Here is a 26,696-nt window from a genome sequence, read left to right on the forward strand (position 1 = left end):
GGTGCCCGCCGGCCTCCGCCCGGCGGGGGTGCGGGCCCCTGGCCCCGGGGGATCGCGGACAGTACGCTGACGCGGCCGCGCGGCGGGGCCGAGAGGCCGGCGCCCCTGCCGTCCGCGCTTGCCCGCGCGGAAGGCGGGAGCGGCCGATCGGGCCATGTACGAGGAGGGAGCAGCGTATGACGGCGACCGGGGAGGAGACGGCCCCGCCCGCGTCCGGGCGCGGCGCCGGGGCGGGCGGCCCGTTCGGCTGGCTCGCGGCGGCGGCCCGGGAGCGGGAGGCGTCCGGGCTCCGCCGGGTGCTGCGCCCGCGCCGCCCCGAGGAGGACCTGCTCGACCTGGCCTCCAACGACTACCTGGGGCTGACCCGGCACCCCGAGGTGGCGGAGGCCGCCGCCGGGGCGGCCCGGCGCTGGGGCGCGGGCGCCACCGGCTCCCGGCTGGTCACCGGGGACACCCTGCTCCACCGAGAGCTGGAGGAGGAGCTGGCCGGCTTCTACGGCGCCGAGGCCGCGCTCGTCTTCTCCTCCGGCTACGCGGCGAACCTGGCCATGGTCACCGCGCTGGCCGGCGCCGGCGCGCACCTGGTGTGCGACCGGGGGAACCACGCCTCGCTGATCGACGCCGCCCGGCTGGCCAAGGCGGCCGGGGCCCGGGTGTCGCTCTTCGGCCACGGCGACCCCGCCGCGGCGGCCGCCGCCCTGGCCGCCCCGCCCGCCGAGGGGCTGCGCCCGGTGGTCCTCTCCGACACGGTGTTCTCCGTCGACGGCGACCTCACCGACGTGCCCGCGCTCGCCCGCGCCTGCCGGGGCGCCGGGGCGGCGCTGCTGCTGGACGACGCGCACGGGCTGGGCGTGCTGGGCGAGGGCGGCGCCGGCTGCCTGACCGCCGCCGGGCTGCGCGGGGACCCCGGGACCGCGGTGTCGGCCACCCTGTCGAAGTCGCTGGGCGCCCAGGGCGGCGCGGTGATGGGGCCCGCCGCGGTGGTCCGGCACCTGGTGGAGACCGCGCGCACCTTCATCTTCGACACCGGGCTGGCGCCGCCGGCCGCGGCGGCGGCGCTGGCCGCGCTGCGCGTGCTGCGCGCCGAGCCGGAGCGCCCCGCCCGGCTGCGCCGGTTGGCCCGGGAGCTGGCCGCGGGCCTGGCCGGGCGCGGGCTGGAGGCGTCCGTCCCGGACGCCGCCGTGGTCTCGGTGGCCGCGCCCTCCCCGGAGGCCTGCGTGGAGTGGGCCCGGCGGTGCGGCGCGGCGGGGATCCGGGTCGGCTGCTTCCGGCCGCCGTCCGTCCCCGACGGGCGGTCCCGGCTCCGGCTGACGCTCCGCGCCGACCTCGGCGACGCCGATCTGGCCCGCACCCTGGACACGGTGGCGGCGACCCGGCCCTGACCCCGGCCGCCGCAGGGGCCGGCGGTCCCGTCCTCCGCAGCGGCTCCGGCGGGGGCGGACCGCGCCGCCCGCCTCCGAGCGGGGCGTCGCCGCCTACCGGATCGGCGCGGGCGGTGCCGCCGGGCAGGGAACGGCCGCGCCGCCCCGTCCCGATCGGCCCGTCCGCCCTGAGCTTGTTCTTCAACCTCGGGGGCGGCCGGAGCATCGGGGCGGCCGACCGGTGGACCTGGCCTGTGACCGCCGCCCGTACCCGGCTTCACCCGTCCCGCTGCCGAGGACCTGCACCGCCCCCGGGAGCCGCCCCGGCCACCGGGGCGGTCGGGCCCGGCGCGGGCGCGGCGGGGCCTTCGCAACGCCCGCGCGGAGGCGGCCCGTCCCGCCGGCGCCCCCGAACCCCCCGCTCCGGGCGCCCCCGGGGCCCGAAGAACCGGCGCCGGGCACCGCGCCATGACGCGGGAAAGACAGCCGAACGCACCATGAGCCCGAAGGAGCACCCCACCCGCCCAGGTTGAAGAACAAGCTGAGGGGCCGTCGGGCATCCGGCCGGTCACCCGGTGAGGCCGCCCCGCACGGCCCGTCCGGCGGGCCCGGGGCGGTGCCGGCCCGGCCGTCCGGGTCGTTTTCCCGTCCGGGAGCGGGCCCGGCAGGGCCGGCCGGAACCGGCGCCTCGCGAAAGGCCCGGGGCCCGGGACGTCAGCCGTTCATGTACCGGTCCAGGGTCCAGGTCCGCAGCGTCCAGGGCAGCGAGGGGACCGGGACGAAGTCGCCCATCGGGCCCTCGATCAGCCGGGTGTAGCCGGCGCCGGCCGGGGTGTGGTGCAGGGTCCACAGGTCGCCGGTCTGCTGGACGATCAGGTAGGCGGGGACCCCGAGCCGGGCGTAGAGCTCCCTCTTGGCCACCTCGTCGTGGAGCCGGGAGGAGGGCGAGACGACCTCGACCGCCAGCAGGACCCGCTCCCCCGGCCGGTCGCCGGCCCGGGGGAGGACGGTGTGGTCGTCGTAGACCGCGACGTCGGGCCGGAACTCGTCCTCGCCGCCGGGGAAGGAGATCGAGGCGTCCATCGTCGCCGGGAAACCGACCCTCCTGGCCTGCATGAGAATGTCCAGCTGGATCTCCTGGTGCAGCTGGTCCGCCGGCGGCGCGATGACGATCGCACCGGTCAGCACCTCATAGCGGATCTCGTGCGCGTCCAGTAGTTCGGTGGTCTTCATGTACGGCGCCCCCCACGCCAATGCCGCGTCACGGCGCCCCCACGCCCGTTCCGACGGGGACATGCTAGCGGCGGCGCCCCTACCGCGAGGGCGGTTTCCGGTACCGGTGCGCCCCCGGTGCCGGAGGCCGGTTCCGGCCCCGCCGCGTTCCGCCCGGTTTCGGGGGTGTATGCGCCGGTCAGCGCGGAGCGGGCCGGACGCGGGCGGCGGCGCGCCCGGGAACGGGCGCCGGGCGCGGGTAACCTGCCCCTTGGGCCTGGACTCCCCGCGCCGCCGGAGCGGCGCGGGGCGCGTGTGCGAGAGGGGGTGCGGCCGGTGCGCGGACCGGACCTCGGGCGGCGCGGCCGCATCATCGCGGCGGCCGCCGTCGCCGCGGCCCTGCTCCTGCTGGCCGCGCTGGCCGTGCCGCCGGCCCGGGACGGCCTGACCGGCGCCTGGTGCGCCCTGACCGGCTGCCCGCCGGGCATCCCCGGCCCCGGGAAGGGCTCCGAGGACGACTGGCGCGTCCGGCTCGACCCGGTGGAGGCCGCCACCTGGGGCCACTACATCGCGCTCGGCGACTCCTACTCCTCCGGGGACGGCGCCGGCGACTACCTCAACGGCACCACCGGCGGGGACGGCTGCTGGCGCTCGGCCAACTCCTACCCGTCGCGCACCGCCGAGGCGTTCGACTTCGCCGGCGGGTTCGGCTTCGAGGCGTGCAGCAAGGAGCGGGCCGACCGGATGCTGGAGGAGGCCGGCGACGGCTCCCAGCTGGACCGGGTCACCGAGTTCGCCTCGCTGGTCAGCATCGGGATCGGCGGCAACGACCTCGGTTTCACCCCGGTGCTGCGGACCTGCCTGGTGCGGATGCCGCTGCTGTCCAGCGGGGTCTGCACCGGCCAGGAGGAGAGCATCGACCGGCGGATGGGGGCGGTCGGGTCCTCGGTGGAGGAGATCCTCGCCGAGGTGCGCGACCGGGCCCCCGACGCGCGGGTGCTGCTGCTCGGCTACCCGCGCCTCTTCCCCGACGAGCCGCCGGGCATGTACTACACGCTGACCGTGGAGGACCAGGTCTGGCTGAACGGCACGGTGGAGCGGTTCAACGACCGGCTGCGCCGCGCCGCGGAGGAGGCCGACGAGGGCATCGCCGAGGACGGCGGGACGGGCAGCGTGGAATTCGTCGACGTCTACGACACCCTCGACGGGCACGAGGTCAGCGCGGAGGAGTCCTGGCTCAACGGGGTGGTGCTGCGCAGCCTCACCGAGGGCATCTCGGTGGACCGGAGCAGCTTCCACCCCACTTCCGCCGGGCAGGCCGCCTTCGGCGAGCGGGTGCGGGAGGCCGTCTCCGAGGGGCCGGGCCGCGACCTGTACGCGGCGCGCGAGCGGGTGGACGACGCCGACCCCGAGGCGCTCGCCCGCGACCTGGCGGAGTGACCCCGGCGGAGCGCGGGCGGGCGGCCGGGCCGGCCCCGCAGGCCGGCCCGGCCCCCGGTCAGCCCCGCTCCGCGCGCAGGTCGGCGAGGACCGCGCCGAGCTGGTCCATCCCCCAGTTCAGGTCCTCCTCGCTGATCACCAGCGGCGGGGAGAACCGGATGGTGGAGCCGTGGGTGTCCTTCACCAGGACGCCGCGCCGGAGCAGCCGCTCGCACATCTCGCGCCCGGTGGCCAGCGCCGGGTCGACGTCGATGCCGGCCCACAGCCCGATGCTGCGCGCCGCGACCACCCCGTTGCCGGTGAACTCCTTGAGCCGGGTGCTCAGCACCTCGCCGAGCCGGCGGGCGTTCTCCAGGTAGGGGCCCTCCTTGAGCATCCGCACCACGGTGCGGCCCATGGCGCCGGCGAGCGGGTTCCCGCCGAAGGTGCTGCCGTGCTGGCCCGGGTGGATCACGCCGAGCACCGACTCGTCGGCGACCATCGCCGACACCGGGACGACGCCGCCGCCCAGCGCCTTGCCGAACAGGTAGGCGTCCGGCACCACGCCGCTGTGCTCACAGGCCCGCACGGTGCCGGTGCGGCCCAGTCCGGCCTGCACCTCGTCCGCGATGAGCAGCACGTTCTCCCGATCGCACAGCTCGCGCAGCCGGGGCAGGTAGTCGGCGGGAGGGACGACGACGCCGGCCTCGCCCTGGACCGGCTCCACCAGCACCGCGGCGGTGGTGCCGTCCACCGCCTCGGCGACCGCGTCGGCGTCGCCGTAGGGCACCGAGCGGAACCCGGGGGTGTAGGGGCCGAAGCCGCCGTAGGCGTCGGGGTCGGAGGAGAAGGAGATGATGGTGGTGGTGCGGCCGTGGAAGTTGCCGCCCGCCACGACGATGGTGGCCTGGCCGTCCGGGACGCCCTTGACGTCGTAGGCCCATCTGCGGGAGACCTTGATGGCGGTCTCCACCGCCTCGGCCCCGGTGTTCATCGGCAGCACCCGCTCCTTGCCGACCAGGTCGGCGAGGGCGGTGACGAACGGCGCGAACTGGTCGTTGTAGAACGCCCGGCTGGTGAGCGTCACCCGGTCCAGCTGGTGGTGGGCGGCGGCGAGCAGGTCCGGGTTGTGGTGCCCGAAGTTCATCGCCGAGTACCCGGCGAGCATGTCGAGGTGGCGCCGGCCTTCGACGTCGGTGACCCACGCGCCCTCGCCCTCGGCGATCACGACGGGCAGGGGGGCGTAGTTGTGCGCCGAACGGGCTTCGGCGAGGGCGATGTGCTCGGCGGTCGAGACAGGGGGCCGGGAGGGGTCTCCTCCGGACTGCCTGTTCCCCAGAACGCGGGTGTCGCTCATCCAGGTGTCCCTTCCGATCGACATTGATCGTTTTTCGCTCTGTGGATACCCCGGGGCGGGTGTGGGGAAGCGCACCCGGAGCGGCCTCCAGAAGCAGAACAGATGCCCGTATCAGGACACAAGGGTCCGGAGGGGACGGGTTTCCCCTGCACCGCCCCGGCCCCTCCCGCCCCGCTCCGCGGGCGGCCGGGACCGCCCCGGGCCGCCCCCGGGCCGCGACTTCGGTCACAGGGACTCCGCTCGGAGGTCACACCCGAAACCCCCGGCCCCGGCCGGCGCCCCCGGATCCGCCGCACTGACCTGCGTTTTCGGCCGCCCCGCGCTGACCTCGGAAAGCGCCACCCCGACCGACTGTGACCGCCCGCACAGGTACAGGATCGGTCGCCATGGACGCGGCCGGGTAGACCGGCCTCAGGGAGGGACCAGCGTTGACCGAAACAGGACACCGGGCCGCCGCCCCGTCCGGGCCGGCCCCCGCATCGCCCGCCCCGGAACCCCGGGGCCTCGGCCTGCCCGGCCTGCTCTCCGCGGTCGCCGCCGCCGTCCCGGAGCGCACCGCGGTGGCCGCCGGCGGCCGCCGGCTGAGCTACGCCGGGCTGGAGCGCCGCGCCGGGCTGCTCGCCCGGCACCTGGCCGCCGCCGGCATCCGCCCCGGTGAGCACGTCGCCCTGCTCTCCTACAACCGCGCCGAGTGGCTGGAGTCGTTCTTCGGGGTGCTGCGCGCGGGCGCCGTCCCGGTGAACGTGAACTACCGCTACATCGCCGAGGAGCTCCGCTACGTGCTGGACGACTCCGGAGCGGCGGCGCTGATCGCGGAGCGGTCGCTGACCCCCGCCGTCGCCGCGGTCCGCGACCGCCTGCCGCGCCTGCGCCACGTGCTGCTGCTCGACGACGGCGCCCCGTGCCCGGAGCCCGGACCGCTGCCCGGCACCGGCTACGAGGCGGCGCTGGCCGGGGCGGAGGGGCTGCCCGACCCCGCCGCCGAGCCCGGCGGCGACGCGCTCTACCTGCTCTACACCGGCGGCACCACCGGCTTCCCCAAGGGCGTCATGTGGCGCCAGGAGGACATCTTCCACGCGGCCCTGGAGCGGCGCGGGCCCGGCGACCCGCGCATCCGGCGCGCCGCCGACGCCGGGGAGCGCGCCCTGGGCTGCTCGGCCCACCGGATGCTGGTGCTCGGCCCGCTGATGCACGCCGCCGGCCAGTGGAACGCGCTGGGCATGCTGTTCTCCGGCAAGACCGTGCTGCTCAACACCGACCGGGTGTTCGACGCCGACCGGGTCGCCGCGCTGGCCGACCGGGAGGGCGCGCAGTCGGTGCAGCTGGTGGGGGACGCGATGGCCCGGCCGCTGGCCCAGGCCCTGCTCTCCGGCGGGCGCGCCTGCGCCGACCTGCGCACGGTCGCCTCCGGTGGGACCCCGCTCACCCCGGCCGTCCGCGCCCTGTGGCGCACCTGGCGGCCCGGGATCACGCTGCGCGACAGCTACGGAGGCTCGGAGACCGGGGTGTGCGGCGCGGCCGCGGAGGGCTCCGGCGAGCGCCGGTTCGCCATGGGCGCCAGCGTCTCCGTGCTCGACGAGCGGATGCGGCCGCTGCCGCCCGGTTCGGAGGCGGCCGGCCGGATCGGCCGGATCGCCCGCACCGGCCGGATCCCGCTCGGCTACCTCAACGACCCGGCCAAGACCGAGCAGACCTTCCCCCGGGACCCGGACGGCCGCCGCTGGGTGATGTCCGGCGACTACGGCACGGTGGCCGAGGACGGCTCGATCGTGCTGCTGGGCCGCGGCTCGGCGGTGATCAACACCGGCGGCGAGAAGGTCTACCCCGAAGAGGTCGAGTCGGTGCTCAAGGCGCACCCCGACGTCGCCGACACCATCGTGGTGCCCTCCCCCGACGAGCTGCTCGGCCAGCGGGTCACCGCCGTGGTCGCGCCGGTCCCCGGCCGCTCCCCGTCCCCGGAGCGGCTCCGCGAGCACTGCCGCACCCGGCTCGCCGGGTTCAAGGTGCCGCGCGCCTTCCAGGTGGTCGACCGGGTGCGGAGGACCGCCGTCGGCAAGCAGGACTACCGGTGGGCCGCGGCGGTGGCGCGCGGCGCCGCCCCCGCCGGGGCCCGCGAGGGGGCGCCCGCCGGCCGCTGACCCGGCCGGGGGCGCGCCGCCCCTCCTTCTCTCCGCGCCCCTTCCGCCCGGCTCCCCCGCCGCCGCGGCGCGGCTTCTCGACCGCGCCGCGGCGGCGGGGTGCCGGAAACCGCGCCGGTTCCGGGAACCCGCCCGCGCCGCCCGCACGTTGCCGGGGTGCCGCCCGGGACGGGCGAGCAGGCCCGGCGGGCCCGCGGAATCCCTAGACTGTGAGGCTCGCGCCGCCGCTCGGAGTCCCGGCCGTTCCCGCCTCCGGCACGTTCGCGGCACTCCTCCTCGATCCCTCGAAGACGAAACACGAGACATGGCGAAATCCATCGGGACCCATCTGTTCAACGTCGTCCGCGGAGGCCTCATCGGCACCGCGGAGGTCGTTCCCGGCGTCAGCGGCGGCACGGTCGCGCTGATCGTGGGGGTGTACGAGACCCTCATCACCTCGGCCGGGCATGTGCTCTCCGGGCTCCGGGCGGCCGTCTCCGACCTGCCGCGCGGCCGGGGCGCCGGCCGGGCCGCGGCGGAGTTCCGCCAGGCCGACTGGGCGGCCATCGGCGCCGTGCTGGTCGGCATGGTCGCCGCCGCGCTGCTCGCCGCGAAGATCATCGCCCCGCTGGTCGAGTCCGAGCAGCAGCGCTCCTACGCCCTGTTCTTCGGCCTGGTGCTGGCCTCGCTCTGGGTGCCCTACACCGCGGCCGGGCAGCGCTGGAAGGCCTGGCACTACCTGCTGGCCGCCGCGGTCGGCGCGGTCGCCTTCGTGGTGACCGGCCTGCCGCCCGCGCACGTGGAGCCCTCGGCCCCGGCCGTGATCGCCGCCGCGGCCGTCGCGGTCTCCGCGCTGATCATGCCGGGGATGTCCGGCTCGTTCATCCTGCTCACCCTGGGCCTCTACACGCCCACCATGGACGCGCTGAACAACCGCGACTTCGGCTACATCGGCACCTTCGTCCTCGGCGCGTTCATCGGCGGCGCGCTCTTCGTGAAGCTGCTCCAGTGGCTGCTGGAGCACCACCGGATGGTGACCCTGGTGGCGCTGACCGGTGTGATGGCCGGTTCGCTGCGCGCCCTGTGGCCCTGGCAGGACGAGGAGCGCACCCTCTACGCCCCCTCCGGGGACGTCCCGTTCACCCTGGCCATGGTCGCGGTCGGGTTCGCGGTCGTCGTCGCGGTCCTGCTCATCGAGCACCTGGTCAAGGGCGGCGGCCGGAAGAGCGGCTCCGGCGGCGGCCGGCACGCCCGGCCCGCCGTCCGGGAGTCCGCCCGGCTGTGACAGGCTGAAGGCCCGGCCGCCGAGGCGGCCGGGCCGCTCCGGTCCTTCCGGAGCGGAAGCGACGGCGCGGGGTGCCGGTGCACGCCACCGGCTGAGAACACACCCGTCGAACCTGATCTAGCTCGCACTAGCGAAGGGACGCCACATGGGCTCCTTCAACATCCTGTCCATCGCCGGCACCGACCCCAGCGGGGGCGCGGGGATCCAGGCCGACCTGAAGGCCTTCTCCGCCCTCGGGGGCTACGGCACCACCGTGGTGACCGCCCTGGTCGCGCAGACCACCACCGGCGTCGCCGCGGTGCACCCGGTCCCCCCGGAGTTCGTCACCCGGCAGCTGACCACCCTCCTGGACGACGTCCGCATCGACGCGGTGAAGATCGGCATGCTGGCCGACACCGGCGTCATCGAGGCGGTCGGCGCGGCGCTCGACGCCTACCGGCTGCGCAACGTGGTGCTCGACCCGGTGATGGTGGCCAAGAGCGGCGACCGGCTGCTGGCCGCCGAGGCGATCGAGGCGCTGCGCACCGTGCTGCTGCCCCGGGCCGACCTGGTCACCCCGAACCTCCCGGAGGCCGCCGACCTGCTCGGCGAGGACGAGGCGGCCGACCTGGAGGAGATGGAGGAGCAGGCCCGCCGCCTGCTCAAGCTCGGCCCGGCCCGGGTGCTGCTGAAGGGCGGCCACCTCTCCGGCGGCGACAGCACCGACCTGCTGGTGGAACCGGACGCCGCGGCCGTCCCGTTCACCGCGGAGCGGGTCCCGACCCGGAACACGCACGGCACCGGCTGCACCCTCTCGTCGGCGATCGCGGCCCTGCTCCCGCAGCGCGCCGGGGTCGCCGAGGCGGTGCGGGACGCCAAGTCCTACCTGACCGAGGCGCTGCGCCGCGCCGACGAGCTGGAGGTCGGCCGCGGCATGGGGCCGGTGCACCACTTCCACGCCTGGTGGTGACCGCCGGGCCGCGGCCGGGCCTCCTACCGGGGCAGGGGGCGGCGCGCGCCCGCCCCTGCCCTCCGTACCGGTCCCGGCGCCCCGGCGGGCCCCTGGGAGGACCGTCTCGGCGGCGCTCCGGGGCGCCGGGGCTCCCCGCCCGGGGTCAGCCCTCCCCGCCTCCGTCCGCCTGGGCCAGGGCGAGGCGGCTGAGCGCCGCGGCCGCCTCGGCCGGGTCGGCGCCGCGGCCGACCGCGATGCCCATCAGGTAGGCGGTCAGCGGGGCCGCCGGGCGGGCCACCGAGTGCGCGGCGTCCCTGGCCAGGTCGAGGATCCGGTCCACGTCGGCCTTGTCCGACTCTTCGGGCAGGTCCAGTTCCGCGCTGACCAGCCGCGCCCACTCCACCAGCGTCATCGTCGCTCCCCGGCTCCGCCTGCTCTGCTCTGCTCTCGCCGACGATCCTAGATCCCCGGTGGGGAAGACGGCCGGCGCGGGGATGCGCTCCGCCGCACCCGCCCCTCCCCACGGCGCCGGTCGCGTGTCCGGGCCTCCGGCGCGCACCGCCCGGAGCGGTCGGCGCCCGTTCCCCCTCTTCCCCAGGCCCCGCGGGGCCGGCGCGGGAGGGGCGGTGCGGCGGCGGGGACCGGGGATCGGGAGGGTCCCGGGTGCGGCGGGGTCCGCGGGGACGCTAGCCTGGCCCGGCGGCAAGGAGCGGGACCGGCCCTTCCGCGATGACCGGTCCCGCTCCTCCGTGTCCGCCCCCGGGCCTCCCCCCCCCGGAGGGCCCGGAGCCGCTCAGGCCGCTGCCGCCACCGGGGCGGCGACGTCGGCCAGCACCTCCTCCAGGCGGTCCAGGTGCGCCTGGATCCACGGCAGCCGGGTGGGGTCGTCGACGGCGAGCGCCGCGTACCGCTCGGCCTCGGTCTCCCCGTAGAGCAGGCTGGTGGCCACCCGCATCCGCAGCGCCTCGGCGCTCTCGCCGAACTCCACCGCGGGCAGCACGCCCATGCCGTACCGCTCCAGCAGCAGCCCGCACAGCCCGGGGCCGGTGCCGACCCCGTGGTCGGCGGCGAGGCGCTCGCGGTGCGCCTCGAAGTCGGGGTAGAGGTAGAACGCCGCCTGCGGCGCGGCCACCGACGCCCCGGCCGCGGTGAACCGCTCGGCCACCGCCCGGGCCACCGTCCCGTGCAGCCGGCGGCTGCGCTCGATGTGCGCGGTCAGCTCGGCGGGCTCGGCGAACGCCAGCGCGCCGGCCCGCTGCACCGGCCCGGTCGGGCTGGACCAGATCTCGCTGGCCACGCCGAGCAGCTCGGCCCGGATCCGGCGGCCCAGCGGGGAGTCCGGCAGCCGGGTGACGCCGAGCCGCCAGCCGCCCAGGGCCAGGCTCTTGCTCAGCCCGGTGGTGACCACGGTGCGCTCCGGGGCGAACTCGGCGGGGCTGCGGACCTCCGCCGCCGGGTCGTGCACCAGGTCGCGGTAGATCTCGTCGGAGATGACGACCAGGTCCAGAGCGCGGGCGACCTCGGCGAGCCGGCGGACGGTGTCCTCGGAGGCGACCGTCCCGGTGGGGTTGTCCGGCAGGGTGGTGATCACCGCGCGGACGTCCCGGCCCTGCTCGCGGGCGGTGCTGACCGCCTCGGCCAGCAGGTCCGGCTGGGGCACGCCGCCCTGGCCGCGCTCGGTCGGCACGAACAGCGGCCGGTTGCCGGCCAGCCGGCTCTGCGCGGCGTAGCTGACCCAGCTCGGCGCGGCGATCGCGGTGTCGCCGCCGATGGCCAGGAGCAGCGCGTACAGCAGCGGCTTGCTGCCCGGGCCGGCCGCGACCATGTCCGGGTCGGTGGGCAGCCCCCGCCGGCCCCAGTAGCCGGCGGCGGCCTCGCGCAGCACGGCGCTGCCGGCCACCGGTCCGTAGGCGTTGTCCCCTCCCCCGGCCGAGAGGGCGTCCCGCATCATCTGGTGGACGGGAAGCCCCGCCTCACCGAAGCCGAGCGGGAGCACCTGCAGGCCCTGGCGGCGCTTCTCGGCGAGGGCTTCGTTGACGGCGAGGGTCGCTGAAACGGCGACTGTCATGGAGGAATCAACTCCGCTGATCCAGGTGGCCGGTCTTGAGGCCGACTTTCCGGTGCCTTCACTCTTCAGCCTGCCCCGCCCGACGCGTTACCACAAGCGACTCTTTTCGATGGTGAGCGTAAGCTGTCCTTATGCTCGATCTGAGAAGGCTCCAGCTGCTCCGGGAGTTCGCCGAGCAGGGCACCATCGCGGCCGCCGCGGCGTCCCTCGGCTACACCCCCTCGGCCGTCTCCCAGCAGCTCGCCGCATTGGAGCGCGAGGTCGGCGCGCAGCTGCTGGACCGCAGCGCGCGCAGCGCCGAGCTCACCGAGACCGGCCGGCTCCTCGCCGAGCAGGCCGAGCAGATCCTCGCCATGGTGGAGGCGGCCGAGTCCGTCCTGGCCGAGCAGCGCGGGGTCGTCACCGGCAGGGTGACCGTGACCGCCTTCCCCACCGGCGCCGTCGCGTTCGCGCCGCGCCTGGCCGAGCGGCTGCGCCGGCACGACTCGATGCAGCTGGTGCTCCGCCAGACCATGGAGGGCTCGGGGGTGCGCCAGGTCAGCGCGGGGGAGGCCGACATCGCCCTGGTCGACATCTGGACCGGCCGGTCTCCGGACACCGGCGCCGGCAAGATCCGCCACGAGCTGCTGCTGCGCGACCCGATGGTGCTGGCGGTCCCCGAGGACCACCGGCTCGCCGACCCGGCCCTCCCGGTCGAGCTGCGCCGGCTGGCCGGCGAGTCGTGGATCGCGGCGCCGCAGGGGGAGCCGTCCCGCTACGGGACCGACGCGGTGCTCGCCGACGTCGGCGGCGCCCCCGCGGCGGCCTGGGAGTTCGAGGGCCTGGCCACCATCCTGGGGCTGGTCTCCCGGGGCATCGGCATCGCCGCGGTGCCCGCCCTGGCGCTGACCGCGGGGACCGCGGGGCTGGCCTTCCGGCGGCTGCCCGGGGAGGCCCCGGCGCGCGGCGTCTACGCCTCGGTCCGCGCCGCCAGCCTCCGCCGCCCCGCCATCGACGTCACGCTCCGCGCCCTGCGCCGGGCCGCGGCCGACGTCCAGCGCGACCTCGCCGAGGTACTGGACCGGATCCCCGGCGCCTGAGCTTGTTCTTCGACCTCGGGGACGGCCGGGGCATCGAGGCGGCCGATGGGTGGACCTGGCCTGTGATCGCCGCCCGCGCGAAGGCGGCCCGTCCCGCCGGTGCGCCCCAACCCCCGGCTCCGGACCCCGGGCGCCCCCGGGGGCGAAGAACCGGCGCCGGGCACCGCGCCATGACGCGGGAAGGACAGCCGAACGCACCATGAGCCTGAAGGATCACCCCACCGCCCAGGTTGAAGAACAAGCTGAGAACGCTGACGGAAAAGGGGCGGCCGCAGAAGCCCCCACCCCCGCCCCCGATGATCTTGGAGTTGCGGGGCCATCAGAGCGCTCTGATGGCCCCGCAACTCCAAGATCATCGCCCTGGGGCGGAATTCCCGGCAACGATCCGGGCCCCGCCCGGGGCGGCGCAGGCGGGCGTCAGCCGGTGCTCGGCTCCTCGCCCGCCCTGCGGTTGCGGAGCTCGCGGCGGGCCGCCCGGTGCAGGCGGCGGCGGAGCCTCCGGGCGATGTGCCGGGCCCGGTCCCGGTCCTCCCGGCAGTTCCACCAGCGGGTGAAGGCCTCCAGGCGCTCCTGGCGGGCCGCGGTGAGCTCGCTCTCCAACCGCGTCACCCGCTCTTCCAGGTCGCGGTGGGCGCGGTCGAGTTCGGCGAGGCGGCTCTGGTACTCCTCGGCCTCGCACTCGGCAATGTTCAGACGGGCGGCGACGCTGTCGGCGTACGCCGCCCCATCCGTTCGGCTGGACCCCACGAACCACACACTTCGTGTGTTTCCAGCAAAGGCGATAGCCCATCAGATCGTGACGCAAAAACCACGGAAAGTCACCATACGGTCGGCGGGCATGGAAACGGCCCGCCGGGGCCCGCTCCCCCTGGGAGAGGCGCCCTCCGGCGGGCCGCCGCCGCGCCCGGGTCAGACCGGGACCGGGTGGCGCCGCGGCCGGGCCGGGCGCCCCGCCGCCTCCCCGCCGCGGCCGGGCAGCGGCCCCTGCGGCCCGCCCCCGGTCGGCCGGACCCCGGTGTAGATCTCCTCGAAGCGCGCCAGGGAGCGGCGGTGGTCGTGGGTGAGCGCGATCTCCCGGGAGGCGGCGCCCATCGCCTCCCGGCCCGAGCCCAGCACCGCGAGCATCCGGTCCGCCAGCCCGGCGACGTCGCCCGGCCGGTACAGGTAGCCGTTGCGGCCGTGGTCCACCAGGTGCGGCAGGGCCAGGGCGTCCGCCGCGACCACCGGCAGCCCGGTCGACATGGCCTCCAGGGTCGCGATGCTCTGCAGCTCGGCGATGCTCCCGATGGCGAACAGGTCGGCGGCCACGTACACCCGCGGCAGCTCCTCGTCCGGCACGAAGCCCAGGAAGTGCACCCGGTCGGCGACCCCCAGCCCGGCGGCCAGCTCGCGCAGCTCCCCTTCGCGCTGCCCGGTGCCGGCCAGCACCAGCTGCAGGTCCCGCTCCCGGTGCACCAGCGGCAGCGCCCGGATCAGCTCGTCGATCCGCTTCTCCTCGTCGAGCCGGCCGACGAAGGCCACCGTCTCCCGGTCCGGCAGGCCGAACCCGGCGCGGGCACCGGCCCGCTCGGCCGGGCGGGGGTGGAAGCGCTCCAGGTCGATGCCGCAGGAGACCGCCTCGACCGGGCGGCCGTAGCCCTTCTGGGCGAGCAGGTCGGCCGCGCGCCGGGTGGGCGTGGTGACGTAGTCGGCCTCGTCGGCCACCCGCACCATGTCCCGCCAGGCCAGCCGGCCCGCGAGGCCCTGCAGCCGCTCCGGGATGTGCGCGTGCGCGAACAGGTTGTCCGGCATGAAGTGGTTGGTCAGCACCACCGGGGTCCCGGAGATCCGGCCCTGGCGGACGGCCGCCCTGCTCACCGTGAAATGGCTCTGCGCGTGCACCACGTGCGGGGCCAGCCGGTCCATGATCCGCGCGACGTGGCCGGCGACGCCGAGCGGGACGGCGGTGCGCATCGTCGGGTGGACCAGCACCGGGGCGGAGCGCAGCCGGTGCAGCGTCACCTCCCCGTCGTAGGCGATGCCGGGCGCGCCCTCCTCCGAGGCGCAGACCACGTGCACGTCGTGGCCGCGCTCGGCGAGGCCGGTGGCGAGCCGGTGGGTGAAGTAGCCCGCCCCGTTGACGTCCGGAGGGTAGGTGTCGGTGCCGATGAGGACGCGCAGCCTCCGGTCACGCCCTGTGGTCCGTCGGCTCTCCGGTCCGGAGGTCCGAGGGGCTCTCTCCATCGGTGAGGACATCTCGCTTCTCCTGTCCTGGTTCGGGATCCGCGGCGGAACCCTCTCCGCGGGACCGGACGCCGCGGGCGGCCTCCGGGTTCTGGTTCTTCGACTTGGCCAGCACCGCGATACCGGCCGCGGCCACCACCGCGAACACCGCGGCGGCCGCCTGCTCCAGCGGCGACGAGGGCAGCCCTTCGCCGAGCAGCAGCGCGCCCAGCCCCGCCCCGACCACCGGGTCGGCGACCAGGAGGATCGCGTAGGCGGCCGAGAAGTGCCCGGTGCGGTAGGCGTTCTGCATCATCAGCCCGCCGAACAGCGCCACCCCGATCGCGATCGGGGTCAGCCAGGTGAGCACGGCCATCGGGTCGGCGGCGGTGCCGGACGCCACGACCCGGGCGATCGCCGAGGTCGTGCCGAGCGCGCTGCCGCCGACGGTCGCCAGGACCACGCCCCGGATCCCCGGCCGCACCTTGCGGGCGACCGCGAAGGCGACCATCCCGGTGCCGAGCACGCAGCCGGCCAGCACCAGGGCGGTGCCGACCGTCATCCGCGGAGTGTCCGCGGTGTGCGGGAAGAGCATGATGACGCCGACCAGGCCGACCATCACCGCCACGCCCGCGCCGATCTGGCCGGGGCGCACCCGCCGCCGGGTGAAGGCCATCGACAGCACGATCGCGAACAGCAGACCGGTGACGCCGATCGGCTGGATGATGGTGAGCGGAGCCCCGCTCAACGCGATGAGGTGCAGGGAGACGCCGGCCGCCGCGGCGATGGTGCCGATCAGCCACCTCGGCCGCTGGGCCAGGTAGACCAGCAGGCCGAACCGGGCGACGCTCTTGCCCGGCGCGCGGACCGCGTCGCGCTCCTGCAGCGCCGAGCCGAGGGCCATGCAGAACGCCCCGGCCAGCGCGATCAGGACCGACCAGATCAGCATGGCGCCTCCGCCCCGCGGGAACCGGGGACCCGGCCGGCCGGCTCCGGAACGTCCACGCTGCCCCCCTCCGTGCGGCGGCTCGTCCTCGCCGCGGTGTCGTCGTTGGAAACGTTACGGAGCGCCGTTCCCGGAATCGATGAAGGCACCACCCCGGTCCGGGTGGTGTTCGCCCCACCTCCGGGGGCGCCTCCGCACCACCCGCACCCGCTGGAGCGCATTCCGTCCGCCCCCGGCCTCCCCTTCCGCCCGCCTCCGCATGCTCTCTCTGCCACTCCTACCCGAACCATAGATAACAGCCCTCTTCTTCGCGTCCCCCAACAGACGGACATATGGCGGAAACGGTTGGTCAAAAGTCGGGGTACCCGTACCCGGATCCGGTCCGGACGTCCCCCTCCGGAAGTAGGAGGAAAGATCCCGCGCGCAGCGGAAGGGACCGGCCCGGCGACACGGCTCCGCAGAGCGGAAGGCGCGGCTCCGCGGCGGAAGATAGGACTTCCGCCGACTTGTCAACCCGAACACCCGCCGTCTCCCGGCGCGCCGCCGCGCACTTGTGCAGAATTGGGGGGAAATTCCCCCAGTGAGGTAGGTGAGCGCCGGTGGGCGCGGTGGAACTGGACGAGACGGACGGCGCGATCGTGCGTGAACTCCGGGCCGACGGGCGGCTGCCGTTCGAGGCCCTGGCCGCCCGGGTGGGCCTGTCCCGGGCCGCCGCACGGCTGCGGGTGCGCCGGATGCAGGAGGCCGGCCGCCTCAAGGTGGTGGGCGTGGTGCACCCCGCGGTGCGCGGCACGGACGCGCTCGCCCTGGTCTCGGTCGACGTGAACGGCGCGACCTCGGCGGTGGCCGGGAGGATCGCCGAGCTGCCCGGGACCGCGTCGGTGCACCTCACCGCCGGCCGGTTCCCGCTCGCCGCCCAGGTCCGCGCCCGCGACCTGGCCGGCCTGTCGGCCGCCGTGGCCCGGGTGCGCGGCCTCCCCGGCGTGGTGCGGACCGCCGCCGCGGTCTGCACCGAGGTGCTGAAGGACCCCAGGATGGCCGCGGCCGCCCCTCCGGACATCGTCCCCGACGGCACCGACCTGCTCCTGCTGGACCTGCTGGAGCGGGACGGCCGGCTGCCCTTCGCCGAGCTGGCCGGGCACGCGGGGCTCTCCGCCGGGGCGGTGCGCACCCGGGTGCTGCGGCTGCTGGACAGCGGCGCGCTCCGGGTGACCGCGGAGCTCGCCCCGGCCGCGGCCGGACTGCGCCGGCACGGCGGCTTCGCGCTGCGCCTCCTGGGCCCGGCGGAGACCGCCCTGCACCGCGCGGCCGAGTGGCGGGAGGTCCGCTTCCTCGCCCGCTGCCTGGGCGGGAACGACATGGTGGGAACGGCCGCGGCCGCCTCGCTGGAGGAGCTGCGCGACCTCTTCGAGCGGCTGCGCGGCCTGCCCGGGATACGGCTGACCGAGACCTGGGTCCACCTCTCCCGGGTGGAGGTGCCGGGGCTCCGCCCCGCGCTGCCCTGATCCGCCCGGCCCCGGTTGGCCGGTCCCGGACCCCCCGCGTCCGCGCACGTCCGCCGGGCCGTCCTCTTCCGGCCACCCGCCTCCCTTGCCGCGCGGAGCCCGCCCCGCGGCCGCGCTCCGGGGTCGGATAGCGTTGCGGTGACGGGCGTCGGAGGGAGCGGTGGCGGAATTGTCGGTACAGGAACGGCTGAACGTCCCGATCGGCCGCGCCGCGGAGAACTGGTCGACCCGGCCGGACTGCCGCCGCGTCCTGGTCGTGGCGCACACGGTCACCGCGATGACGCGATTGGCCGACATTCTTCCGGTGTTCGATTCCGACCTCCGCGTGCAATTGGTCTTCACCCGCGCCCGCACCTCGAATTTCCGCGAGGGCGTCACCGAATACCTGAACGACCTGGGCGTCGCCGCGGCCCCCTGGGAGCAGGCGGTCGAGGAGGATTTCGACCTGGCGCTGACCGCCAGCTACGGCGACGACCTGCACCTGATAAAGGCGCCCCTGGTCGCGGTCTCCCATGGCGCCGGATACAATAAGCTGGTGAGACCGGAAACCCGGAAACCCGGAAACCCGGAAACCCGGAAACCCGGAAACCCGGAAACCCGGAAACCCGGAAACCCGGAAATTCCGGATCCGGCCGCCGCACCGGGCGTGTTCGGCCTCTCCGGGGAGACTCTTTTCCGGGACGGCGTGCTCATTCCGTCGGCCTTCGTCCTCTCCCACGAGGAGCAGCGTGAGCGCATCCGCCGCTCCTGCCCGGAGGCGCTTCCCGCCGCGGTCGTGGCGGGCGACCCCACCTTCGACCGGCTGCTGGCCGGTCGGCGCTGGCGCGAGGACTACCGGGCCGCGCTCGGCGCGACCGGCGGCCGCCGGCTGATCCTGGTCAGCACCACCTGGGGCCCGACCTCCCTGCTGGGCCGGTTCCCCGAGGTGCTGCCGCGGCTGCTGCGCGAGCTGCCCGCCGACGAGTACCGCGTCGTGTTCGTCGCCCACCCCAACGCCTGGCACGGGCACGGGGTCTGGCAGATGCGGTCCTGGCTGGCCTCCTGCGAGCGCGCCGGGCTGGTCGTGCTGCCGCCCCGCTCCGGCTGGCAGGCGGCGCTGGTCGCGGCCGACCACGTCATCGGCGACCACGGCTCGGTGACGTTCTACGGGGCGGCCCTGGGCACGCACACCATGCTCGGCGCCTTCCCGCACGAGGACATGGACCCGGACTCCCCCATCGCGGCGTTCGGGCGGGCCGCCGCCCTGCTCGACGAGGACCGGCCGCTCGCCGACCAGCTGGCCGAGGACGCCGCCCGGCACCGGCCGGACCGGTTCGCCGCCTTCACCTCCCAGCTCACCTCGGTTCCGGGGGGATCGGCGGCCGCGCTGCGCACCCTGATGTACCGGCTGATGGAGCTGGACGAGCCGGCCGCCCCGGTGCGCACCGTGCCGCCGGAGGCGCCGGTCCCGGTGTCGCTCTCCTGGCCGGCCCGGGCCGGCATCGCACCGCTGCTGGTCGCCACCGAGGGGGACGCCGCGGAGGTCCGGGTCCGCCGGTTCCCCGCCGAACCGCGCGCCGGTGCCGGGGCCGGCCCGGCCGGCGCGCACCTGCTCGCCGACGCCTCCGAGCCCGAGCCGAGGTGGTACGAGAGCGCCGACGTGCTGGTCCGCACCGAACCGGTCCCCGACCCGGCGGCCTGGGCCGAGCGCACCCTGTCCGAGCACGGGGCCTGCCGGATCGCCGCCGCCGCGACCCCGGTCGAACCGGGGGCGGCGCCGGCGCTCACCGCGGCGGTGCGCGCGGCGGGCCTGCTCCGGCTGACGGTGCACGGCGCCCCGCCGGACTTCCCGGTCGAGGCCGCCACCGCCGCCCTCTGGCACGCCGCCCTGGCCGGTGCGGACCTCACCGCCCCGGCGACGGTCAAACTCCACCTCGGAGCGGCGCAGGCCGCGGTCGCCATCGAGCCCCTGCCGGACGGCCGGCCGGCCCGCGAGGACCCCGCCCGGGGAGGGACGGGGACGGCGGGCGCGACGCCCGCTCGCGCGGAGGACCGGCCCCGGATCTGAGGCCGCCTCCGGCCGGGAGGCCCCCGCCGTCCCACTGCGCCCCGCCGGAGGAGCGGGCCTCTCGGCCGGGGCCGAGGGGCTTCGTCGCCGGCCGGGGCCGCCGGAAGCGGGCCAGGGGCCCCGCTCCGCGAGCGGCTCCCCGGTGTGCAGCGGTTCGGCGCCGCGCCCGGCCCGGGGCGCTAGCGCCGGAGGCGGCGGTTGACCCGGTGCAGGTCGGCCACGCGGTCCTCGGCACGGTAGAGCTCCGCCGCCTCGCGCAGGTCGGCGCCGGCCCCGGCGGCGTCCCCCTGTGCTTCACGGAGGTCGGCCCGGAGGCAGAGCACGTCGGCGGTGCGCCGCCGGTGGGCGCCGCGGAAGCGCTCCAGAGCGGCCTCGATGTGCTCGCCGACCCGACCGGCCCCCGCCCCGGCCTCCAGTGCGCCCCGGGCGAGCTCCATCTGGACGCGCCCCTCGTTGTAGGCGTCCTTCGCCGGCAGCCTCCGCACTTCGTCCCAGGCCTGCTCCAGTTCGTTCCGCTCCCCGACCGCATCGCCGACCGCCCGCAGGCAGCGGGCCAGCTTCTGCCGCTGCACGACGACCGACCGCAGGTCCCCCGCCTCTTCCGAGAAGGCGACCGCCTGCCGCTGCAGGGTGAGCGCCCGCGCCCGCTCCTTCCCGGCCCCGGCGCCGTCCTCCGCCCGGTCCAGCAGCTCCGCGCGGGCCAGGTGCGCCTCGGCCCGGTGCTCCCGGGCGCTGGCCCGGGCGATGAGGACCAGCCGGGCCCGGGGGCCGCGCTCCTCGGGGGCGCCATCGGCATCGGCGATGGCGGCGCCCCCGTGCTCCTCCGCCGCCGAGACGCCCGCCTCCTCCCGCCCGGCGGTCTCCAGTGCACCGCGGACCGCCTGGACCCGGATCCTCGAACGGAGGAGCAGGTCGGGGCGGATGTCCTTGGCGAGGGCCGACAGAGCCCTGCGGTGCGTCTCGCACAGCGGGAGGTACAGGGACTCGGTGAAGTACAGCGCCCACAGGGCCTGGCAGATCCGCCCGGCGAGCCGGGCCTCCCCGAGGGCGACCGCGAGCTTCACCGCCTCGCCCAGCGCATGCCGCTCAGAGCGGAGCCAGGTGCGCGCCTCCTCCTCGTCCATCGGATGCCGCTGCTCGGTGCGCTCCTCGGAGACCAGCGGGCGCTGCGGCATGACCGCCAGGTGCGCGTCGAGCGCCAGCGAGTGGTGGACCTCGCAGACCGCCTTGGCGAGGTCGGCCGGGTCCTCCCCCTCCGCTGCCGCGGCCCAGCGGCCGGAGGCCCGCTCCGCCGCCGCGGCGGTGAGCCGGTAGCGGGGCTCGGATCGCCGCCCGGTGTCGTCCCGTTCCGCCAGCCCGTACCTGACCAGGTCCTCCAGGCTTTCGCGCACGTCCTTCCCGCGGCGCCCGGCCGTCAGGGCGGCGGCGGCCCGCAGCCCCATCCCCTCCGGGCAGTGGCCCAGGTAGCGCACCAGCGCCTGGTCCTCCTCCGGCAGCAGCGCGTAGGCGGCGTCCGGTGTACCGGCCATGCTCCTGTTCCCCTTTCCGAAGGCGATGGCGGCGGCGGTGTAGCCGATGGCGTCCGCTTCCCGGGCGGATTCCTCGGCGAACAGCCGCTCGATCTCGTCATCGGACGGCGTGCGGAGGGGGCGCAGGGCGGCGAGCCTCCGCCACAGCACCCCTCGGGCGTCCTGCACGGAGAGCGGCCCGGCCGGCAGCGGCTCCGCGACGCTCCACTCCCTCCGGAGGCCGCCGAGCCAGTGGAGCGGGCGCTCACTGGTGATGACGACGAGGCTCCCCGCAGGAGCGCTCAGCAGCGGTTCGACCGCCCCGATCCGGTCGCCGTTCTCCAGCAGCAGCGCCATGGGGTCGAGCCCCTGGACGGCCTTCTCCAGCACCGCCCCGGGGTCGTTCACCGTGTAGCTCTCGGGGATCCCCAGGTCGCGCAGGAGTTCCTGGGCGCCCATGCGGCCCGGGAACCGGTCCAGGTCGATGGCGCGCACCACCGGGTCGACCTCCGGCAGTTCCTCCTGGAAGGCGTGGCAGAGCCGGCGCGCGAACTCCCCCGACCATCCGCCTTTGCGCCCGTGGAGGTTGAGCAGGTGGACCCGGTCCGGGTCGGCCACCTTGCGGTTCCACAGCAGCTGGTAGCGGGACCTCATGTCGGGGCCTTCGAGGCCGGGCCGGGGCACCGCCAGCGCCGAGACCCGGCGCGGCGCGTGCGCGATCTCCGCTCCTCCGTCCATCCGGAAGATGTTGTAGACGTCGCCGTTGTGCAGATCGCCTTCGACCACCCCGACCTGGCTGACCGGCCCGGTGCTGTTCACCACCGAATTGACCGCGGAGACGGCGGCGTCGTCGGGCATGCGGCTGCTCCTCGGGAAGTGGGGGCTTCTCGTCCGGCGACGACCCTACCCCGCAGGGGTTCCGCCGATCCGCGCCTGTCCCCTTTCGGTCGGTGACCGATCGGGGCCTGCGCGTCGCGGGGTCGGCGTGGCACGATGGGGCCGTACTGGTCTAGACCGGATAGGAGCACCCGTGTCCGCTCTCCCCCTCGTTCCGCGTCCTGCCGAGATACACGTCGACCAGGAGGCCGGCCTGTCGCTGGACGCGGCGACGCGGATCGACGCCGATCCCGGCGCCGCCGGGACGGAGACCTGGCTCCGGGCCGAGCTCGGAGCCGCCACCGGATTCGCGTTCCCGCCCGGGAAGGGGGAGAACGCGCGGATCAGGCTGAGCATCGACCCCGACGCCGGGCTGGGCGCCGAGGGCTACCGGCTGATCGTGGACGGGGAAGGCGCCGTCGTCATCGGCCACGACCCGGCCGGCGTGTTCTACGGCGCGCAGACGCTGCGCCAGCTGCTGCCGAACGGGGCCTACCGGCGCGCGCCGCTGAACGGCGCGGACGGGGCCGCCGCAGAGTGGCCGCTGCCCAGCGTGGACATCACCGACCGGCCGCGGTTCGGCTGGCGGGGGTGCATGCTCGACGTCGGCCGGCACTTCATGCCCAAGCACGGGGTGCTGCGCTTCATCGACCTGATGGCCATGCACAAGCTCAACGTGCTCCACTTCCACCTGACCGAGGACCAGGGGTGGCGGCTGGAGATCAAGCGCTACCCGAAGCTGACCGAGGTGGGCGCGTGGCGGAAGGAGAGCCAGGTCGGCGCGGCGAGCGACCCCGGGTTCGACGGGCGGCCGCACGGCGGGTTCTACACCCAGGACGACATCAGGGAGATCGTCGCCTACGCCGCCGCCCGGCACATCACCGTGGTGCCCGAGGTCGACGTCCCCGGGCACTCCCAGGCCGCCATCGCCGCCTACCCCGAGCTGGGCGAGGGCGGGCCGCTGGAGGTCGGCACCCGGTGGGGGGTGATCGAGAACGTCCTCAACGTCTCCGACGCCACGCTGGAGTTCTACCGCAACGTCTTCGACGAGGTGATGGAGCTCTTCCCGTCCCCCTACATCTGCGTCGGCGGCGACGAGTGCCCGAAGGGGCAGTGGCGGGCCAGCGCCGCCGCGCAGGCCCGGATCGCCGAGGAGGGCCTGTCCGGCGAGGACGAGCTGCAGAGCTGGTTCATCCGGCGGTTCGACGCCTACTTCGCCGAGCGCGGCCGGCGGCTGCTCGGCTGGGACGAGATCCTGGAGGGCGGCCTGGCCTCCGGGGCGACCGTGCTCTCCTGGCGCGGCACCGAGGGCGGCATCGCCGCCGCGCAGGCCGGCCACGACGTGGTCATGTGCCCCACCCGCACGTCCTACCTCGACTACCGGCAGTCCGACTCCGGCGAGGAGCCGATCCCGGTGGGCACCCTGCTGACCCTCGCCGACGTCTACTCCGCCGAGCCGGTGCCGCCGGAGCTGGCCGAGAAGGGCGCCGAGCACGTGCTGGGCGCCCAGGTCAACGTCTGGACCGAGCACATGGACTCGCCGCGCACCGTGGACTTCATGGTGTTCCCCCGGCTGTCGGCCTTCGCCGAGGTGGCCTGGGGGCCGGCCGAGCGGGACTACCGGGAGTTCCTGCCGCGGCTGGAGGCCCACCTCGGCCGGCTGGACGCCGTCGGCGTGGAGTACAGGCCGCTGGACGGGCCGCACCCCTGGCAGAAGCGGCCGGGCGTGCCCGGCCGGGACTGACCCCCCCGCCCGGACGCGGCGGTGCCCCCGGCGCGGCGGTGGCCGCGGCGGGGGCGCCGGGGGCGGGGCGCCCGGACGCGCCGGCGCCTCTCCCCCGGGCCGCTACTTCGCGTGCTCCTGGATCACCTCGCGGGCGACGTCCGGGTAGTCGCTTATAAGGCCGTCCACGCCCTTGTCCAGGGCGGCCCGCATGTCGCCGCGGTCGTTGACGGTGTAGGTCAGCACTTCCAGGCCGGCGCCGTGCACGGCCTTCACGTAGTCGGCGGTGAGCTTGGTGTGGCTCGGGTTGATCTGGTCGGCCCACTTCGCGTAGTCGGCGATCTCGCCCTCGGGAACGGTGCCCAGCAGGCCGTGCGGGACCGAGGGCATCAGTTTGGCCGAGCGCTCCGCGGACTCCCAGTCGAAGCTCTGGACGATCAGGTGGTCGGCGCCGCGCTTGCCCGTCGGGGTCAGCCAGCCGGGGTTGCGCGAGACCACGCCGGCGATGTCGGACTCGATCCCCGGGTAGAGCGCCGGCGACTTGATCTCCAGGAGCAGGTTGAGACCGTTGTCGCGGAGGCGGTCGAGCGCCTCGTCCAGGGTCGGGATGCGCTCGTCCTTGTACTCCTTCCCGTACCAGGAGCCCGCGTCGAGCCTGCGCAGCTCCTTCAGGGTGAACTTCCCGACGTCGTAGGAGCCCCGGTCGGGGAAGACCTCCTCGGCGTCGGTGGTGCGCTCCAGAGTGGTGTCGTGGATGATCACCAACTCGCCGTCCTCGCTGCGCTGCACGTCGATCTCGACCGTCGTGGCGCCGCGCGCGTCCGCCTCGTCGATGGCGGCCAGAGTGTTCTCCGGGGCGTACCCCGCCGCTCCCCTGTGCGCGACGTCGAGCACCGAGCGCTTCCCCGGTTCCGCGGTGGTGAGCGGAGAGTCCTGCGAACCTGTGTCCTGGACCGCCACGGCGGTCCCCGACGCCGCCGGCATGGCGAGAGCCAAGGCGGTGGCGATGAACCCGAGCCGTCGGATCATGACACTCCATTCATCTCTGCGCGAGCCGTTCTCACCGGCCGTTCAAGAGTCGGCGCGCACGGTTACCGGCGGGTGTCGTCGAAGCGAGGTCGGCGTGCCGCCCCCAGGAACTCCCCCACGCGGCCGGAGGTGGATAAGAGATTCCTCGACACGATGCACTCCTTGTGACCGGTTCACTACTTCGTGTGCGACTTTTGTTGTCGGTGACCCTTTGGCCACCACTCACAGTGTCATTAACACGACACTAAGTAGTCAAACGAGAGGGCGCACCATGCGCAAGCACCACAGGAGATGGGCGGCGCTGGCCGGTATGACCGCCGCATCACTCACCGGTTTCGGGCTCCTCGGCGGCGCGTCGGCCGCGGCCGACGACCGCGAAGAGCTTCCCTGGCCGGTGATCCAGCAGCGGATCTCGACCTACACCCTGGACGGTTTCGAGATCAGCGACCTGCCGGCGGGCCTGGACGGATACGCGATCAGGGCCAGGTCCTTCACCAACGGCATGGGCGAGCGGCAGGCGCAGATCTCCTGGGTCCAGGGGCCCGAGTCGGTCTACGGCAAGGTGTCCGTGCTCCGTTCGAAGCGGTTCCGGTCACTGGAGGACCTCCGCGACCGCAACTACGATCACCTGAGCCGCAACTCGCTGAAGAAGGTCCAGGTCAACGGCAAGGAGGCCTACCTCTCCGAGACCAGCGGCGACCTGTTCCGGCTGGAGCGGCCGGGCGTGGCCGTCACCGTCTACCTCCAGCCGGACCGGTGGGACACCGAGGAGCTGCTCAGGTTCGCCGAATCGGTGCGCCCGCAGCGCGCCGCCCAGGGCGGCGCCGAGGCCCCGGTGGAGAAGCCGGCGGAGAAGCCCGTTCCCGAGGCGAAGCCCGCGGAGAAGCCGGCGGAGAAGCCCGCCGGCAAGCCGGTGGAGAAGCCCGCCGACAAGCCCGTCCCCGAGGCGAAGCCCGCGGAGAAGCCGGCGGAGAAGCCCGCCGCCGACACCGGCGAACCCGCAGAGAAGCCCGTGGAGAAGCCCGCGGAGAAGCCCGCCGCCGAGGCGGAGCAGGCCCCGAAGGGCGAGGGCTCCCAGCAGCAGGACGGGGCCCCCGCCCCGCAGCGCCCCGCCGGCCAGCAGGAGCCCTCGGCCCCCGAGACCGAGGTGCCCCCGAGGCAGGAGCGGCCGGGCGAGGCCCCTGCCGCCGAGAGCGGCGCCGAGCCCGTCGCGGAGGCCCCGGCCGAGGACCGGCCCGGCGACGCCCCCGCGGAGCAGAAGCCCGCGGGCGGCGCCGGCCCCGCGCTCCAGGAGGGGGCGCTGGACCTCCCCGAGGGCACCACGCCCACCGAGATCCGCGTCTGCCTGCTGGAGGAGCTCGGCGGCAAGGCGCTGACCGAGGAGGAGGTCGCCGCCTCCCGGGACGCCGCCGCGTTCACCGTGCTGTGGGAGAAGGCCGGCTCCGAAGCCCAGTGGGAGGCCCTGGAGACCTGCCTCGGCCGGCTGCAGAGCTCGAGCGAGCAGGTCGACGTCGTGTCCCTGGAGGAGGGGGCGCTCGCCGAGGAGCCCGCCGGCGCCGCTCCGGAGCCCGCGCCCGGTGAGGCCGCTTCCGGGGCCGGGACCGCGGAGGGCTCCGGCACCGCCGAGGGGACCCCGGCGGCCGTCGGGCCCCGGGTCCAGGTCAGCGGCCCCGACGCGGCCGCGTGGAACGTCGCTCCGTGGACGCTCCCGTCCGACCGCATGACCGATTGACCGCTCCGCGACGAGCCCCGGCGCCCCGCCCCGGCGGGCGGAGAGGCCCGGGCCCCGGTGCGGAACGGAGAGCGGTGGTCCGCCCCGTGCGGATCACCGCCGCCCCGCGGCCCCGGACGGCCGGGGCCGCCGGCGGCTCCTCGGGCGGACGGCCTGCTCCGTCCGCCCGCGGGCGCGCGAGGGCCGGTGCGCCCCTACCGGGGCTGCGGCCGGGAACGGCCCGGAGATGCGGGGCCCGGGTTCCAGCGGCCGCCGCGCTCCCCGGCCGGGGGAGCGCGATGTGTTCGGAGGCCCGGGAC

At 75.8% G+C, this 26,696-nt stretch carries 19 protein-coding genes and 1 riboswitch; of the genes, 10 read left to right on the top strand and 9 right to left on the bottom strand.

The features are described from left to right. The first annotated feature begins 176 nt into the window (after positions 1-176). Positions 177-1,382: an aminotransferase class I/II-fold pyridoxal phosphate-dependent enzyme gene (locus tag J0910_RS24105; RefSeq protein ID WP_420160817.1), complete on the top strand. Its 1,206-nt coding sequence runs from the start codon at positions 177-179 to the stop codon at positions 1,380-1,382. Positions 1,383-2,075: 693 nt separating this feature from the next. On the opposite strand, the gene J0910_RS24110 is transcribed toward J0910_RS24105, so the two are convergent. Continuing rightward, complete coding sequence (locus J0910_RS24110; RefSeq protein ID WP_420160818.1) at positions 2,076-2,594, bottom strand: Uma2 family endonuclease; 519 nt, start codon at positions 2,592-2,594, stop codon at positions 2,076-2,078. A 315-nt stretch (positions 2,595-2,909) separates the two neighbouring features. On the opposite strand from J0910_RS24110, the gene J0910_RS24115 reads away from it, so the two are divergent. Then, complete coding sequence (locus tag J0910_RS24115; RefSeq protein WP_420160819.1) at positions 2,910-4,013, top strand: SGNH/GDSL hydrolase family protein; 1,104 nt, start codon at positions 2,910-2,912, stop codon at positions 4,011-4,013. A gap of 58 nt (positions 4,014-4,071) precedes the next feature. Here J0910_RS24115 and rocD read toward each other — a convergent pair whose 3' ends face one another. Continuing rightward, positions 4,072-5,349, bottom strand: coding sequence for an ornithine--oxo-acid transaminase (gene rocD, locus J0910_RS24120; protein WP_420162075.1), 1,278 nt, complete (start codon positions 5,347-5,349; stop codon positions 4,072-4,074). 428 nt (positions 5,350-5,777) lie between these two features. On the opposite strand from rocD, the gene J0910_RS24125 reads away from it, so the two are divergent. From J0910_RS24125 to thiD, 3 genes are all read left to right on the top strand, one after another. Beyond that, complete coding sequence (locus tag J0910_RS24125; RefSeq protein ID WP_420160820.1) at positions 5,778-7,487, top strand: acyl-CoA synthetase; 1,710 nt, start codon at positions 5,778-5,780, stop codon at positions 7,485-7,487. Positions 7,488-7,791: 304 nt separating this feature from the next. Further along, positions 7,792-8,751 carry a DUF368 domain-containing protein gene (locus J0910_RS24130; RefSeq protein WP_420160821.1) on the top strand — a complete coding sequence of 320 codons (960 nt, stop codon included), beginning with the start codon at positions 7,792-7,794 and terminating at the stop codon, positions 8,749-8,751. 57 nt (positions 8,752-8,808) lie between these two features. Continuing rightward, positions 8,809-8,907, top strand: a riboswitch (TPP riboswitch). Next, entirely contained in the window at positions 8,897-9,700 is an 804-nt protein-coding gene (gene thiD, locus J0910_RS24135) for a bifunctional hydroxymethylpyrimidine kinase/phosphomethylpyrimidine kinase (RefSeq protein ID WP_420160822.1), read from the top strand. It overlaps the preceding riboswitch by 11 nt. Positions 9,701-9,845: 145 nt before the next feature. Here thiD and J0910_RS24140 read toward each other — a convergent pair whose 3' ends face one another. Beyond that, complete coding sequence (locus J0910_RS24140) at positions 9,846-10,094, bottom strand: DUF6457 domain-containing protein (protein ID WP_420160823.1); 249 nt, start codon at positions 10,092-10,094, stop codon at positions 9,846-9,848. Positions 10,095-10,475: 381 nt separating this feature from the next. Further along, on the bottom strand, positions 10,476-11,750 hold the full coding sequence (locus tag J0910_RS24145; RefSeq protein ID WP_420160824.1) for a pyridoxal phosphate-dependent aminotransferase: 1,275 nt from the start codon (positions 11,748-11,750) through the stop codon (positions 10,476-10,478). Between the two features lie 131 nt (positions 11,751-11,881). Here J0910_RS24145 and J0910_RS24150 point away from each other — a divergent pair, with 131 nt between their 5' ends. Continuing rightward, entirely contained in the window at positions 11,882-12,829 is a 948-nt protein-coding gene (locus J0910_RS24150; RefSeq protein WP_420160825.1) for a LysR family transcriptional regulator, read from the top strand. 417 nt (positions 12,830-13,246) lie between these two features. On the opposite strand, the gene J0910_RS24155 is transcribed toward J0910_RS24150, so the two are convergent. From J0910_RS24155 to J0910_RS24165, 3 genes are all read right to left on the bottom strand, one after another. Further along, positions 13,247-13,576, bottom strand: a complete 330-nt coding sequence (locus tag J0910_RS24155; protein ID WP_420160826.1) for a hypothetical protein — start codon at positions 13,574-13,576, stop codon at positions 13,247-13,249. A gap of 162 nt (positions 13,577-13,738) precedes the next feature. Then, positions 13,739-15,052, bottom strand: coding sequence for a glycosyltransferase (locus tag J0910_RS24160; protein ID WP_420160827.1), 1,314 nt, complete (start codon positions 15,050-15,052; stop codon positions 13,739-13,741). After that, positions 14,997-15,980, bottom strand: a complete 984-nt coding sequence (locus J0910_RS24165) for a DMT family transporter (protein WP_420160828.1) — start codon at positions 15,978-15,980, stop codon at positions 14,997-14,999. Before J0910_RS24165 ends, J0910_RS24160 begins: the two co-directional genes overlap by 56 nt. A 596-nt stretch (positions 15,981-16,576) precedes the next feature. Between J0910_RS24165 and J0910_RS24170 the strand changes: the two genes are divergently transcribed. Then, positions 16,577-17,482 carry an Lrp/AsnC family transcriptional regulator gene (locus J0910_RS24170; RefSeq protein ID WP_420160829.1) on the top strand — a complete coding sequence of 302 codons (906 nt, stop codon included), beginning with the start codon at positions 16,577-16,579 and terminating at the stop codon, positions 17,480-17,482. Between the two features lie 169 nt (positions 17,483-17,651). Next, a complete protein-coding gene (locus J0910_RS24175; protein WP_420160830.1) occupies positions 17,652-19,529 on the top strand; it encodes a serine/threonine-protein kinase in 1,878 nt (625 codons plus the stop codon). Between the two features lie 179 nt (positions 19,530-19,708). On the opposite strand, the gene J0910_RS24180 is transcribed toward J0910_RS24175, so the two are convergent. Then, entirely contained in the window at positions 19,709-21,895 is a 2,187-nt protein-coding gene (locus tag J0910_RS24180) for a hypothetical protein (protein ID WP_420160831.1), read from the bottom strand. 172 nt (positions 21,896-22,067) lie between these two features. On the opposite strand from J0910_RS24180, the gene J0910_RS24185 reads away from it, so the two are divergent. Further along, a complete protein-coding gene (locus J0910_RS24185; protein WP_420160832.1) occupies positions 22,068-23,657 on the top strand; it encodes a beta-N-acetylhexosaminidase in 1,590 nt (529 codons plus the stop codon). A gap of 102 nt (positions 23,658-23,759) precedes the next feature. Here J0910_RS24185 and J0910_RS24190 read toward each other — a convergent pair whose 3' ends face one another. Next, positions 23,760-24,665, bottom strand: coding sequence for a glycerophosphodiester phosphodiesterase (locus J0910_RS24190; protein ID WP_420160833.1), 906 nt, complete (start codon positions 24,663-24,665; stop codon positions 23,760-23,762). Between the two features lie 271 nt (positions 24,666-24,936). Here J0910_RS24190 and J0910_RS24195 point away from each other — a divergent pair, with 271 nt between their 5' ends. Continuing rightward, positions 24,937-26,397: a hypothetical protein gene (locus J0910_RS24195; RefSeq protein WP_420160834.1), complete on the top strand. Its 1,461-nt coding sequence runs from the start codon at positions 24,937-24,939 to the stop codon at positions 26,395-26,397. The last annotated feature ends 299 nt before the right edge of the window (positions 26,398-26,696 follow it).

The organism is Nocardiopsis oceanisediminis, assembly GCF_048595525.1.
In the GTDB taxonomy this organism is placed as follows: domain Bacteria; phylum Actinomycetota; class Actinomycetes; order Streptosporangiales; family Streptosporangiaceae; genus Nocardiopsis_A; species Nocardiopsis_A oceanisediminis.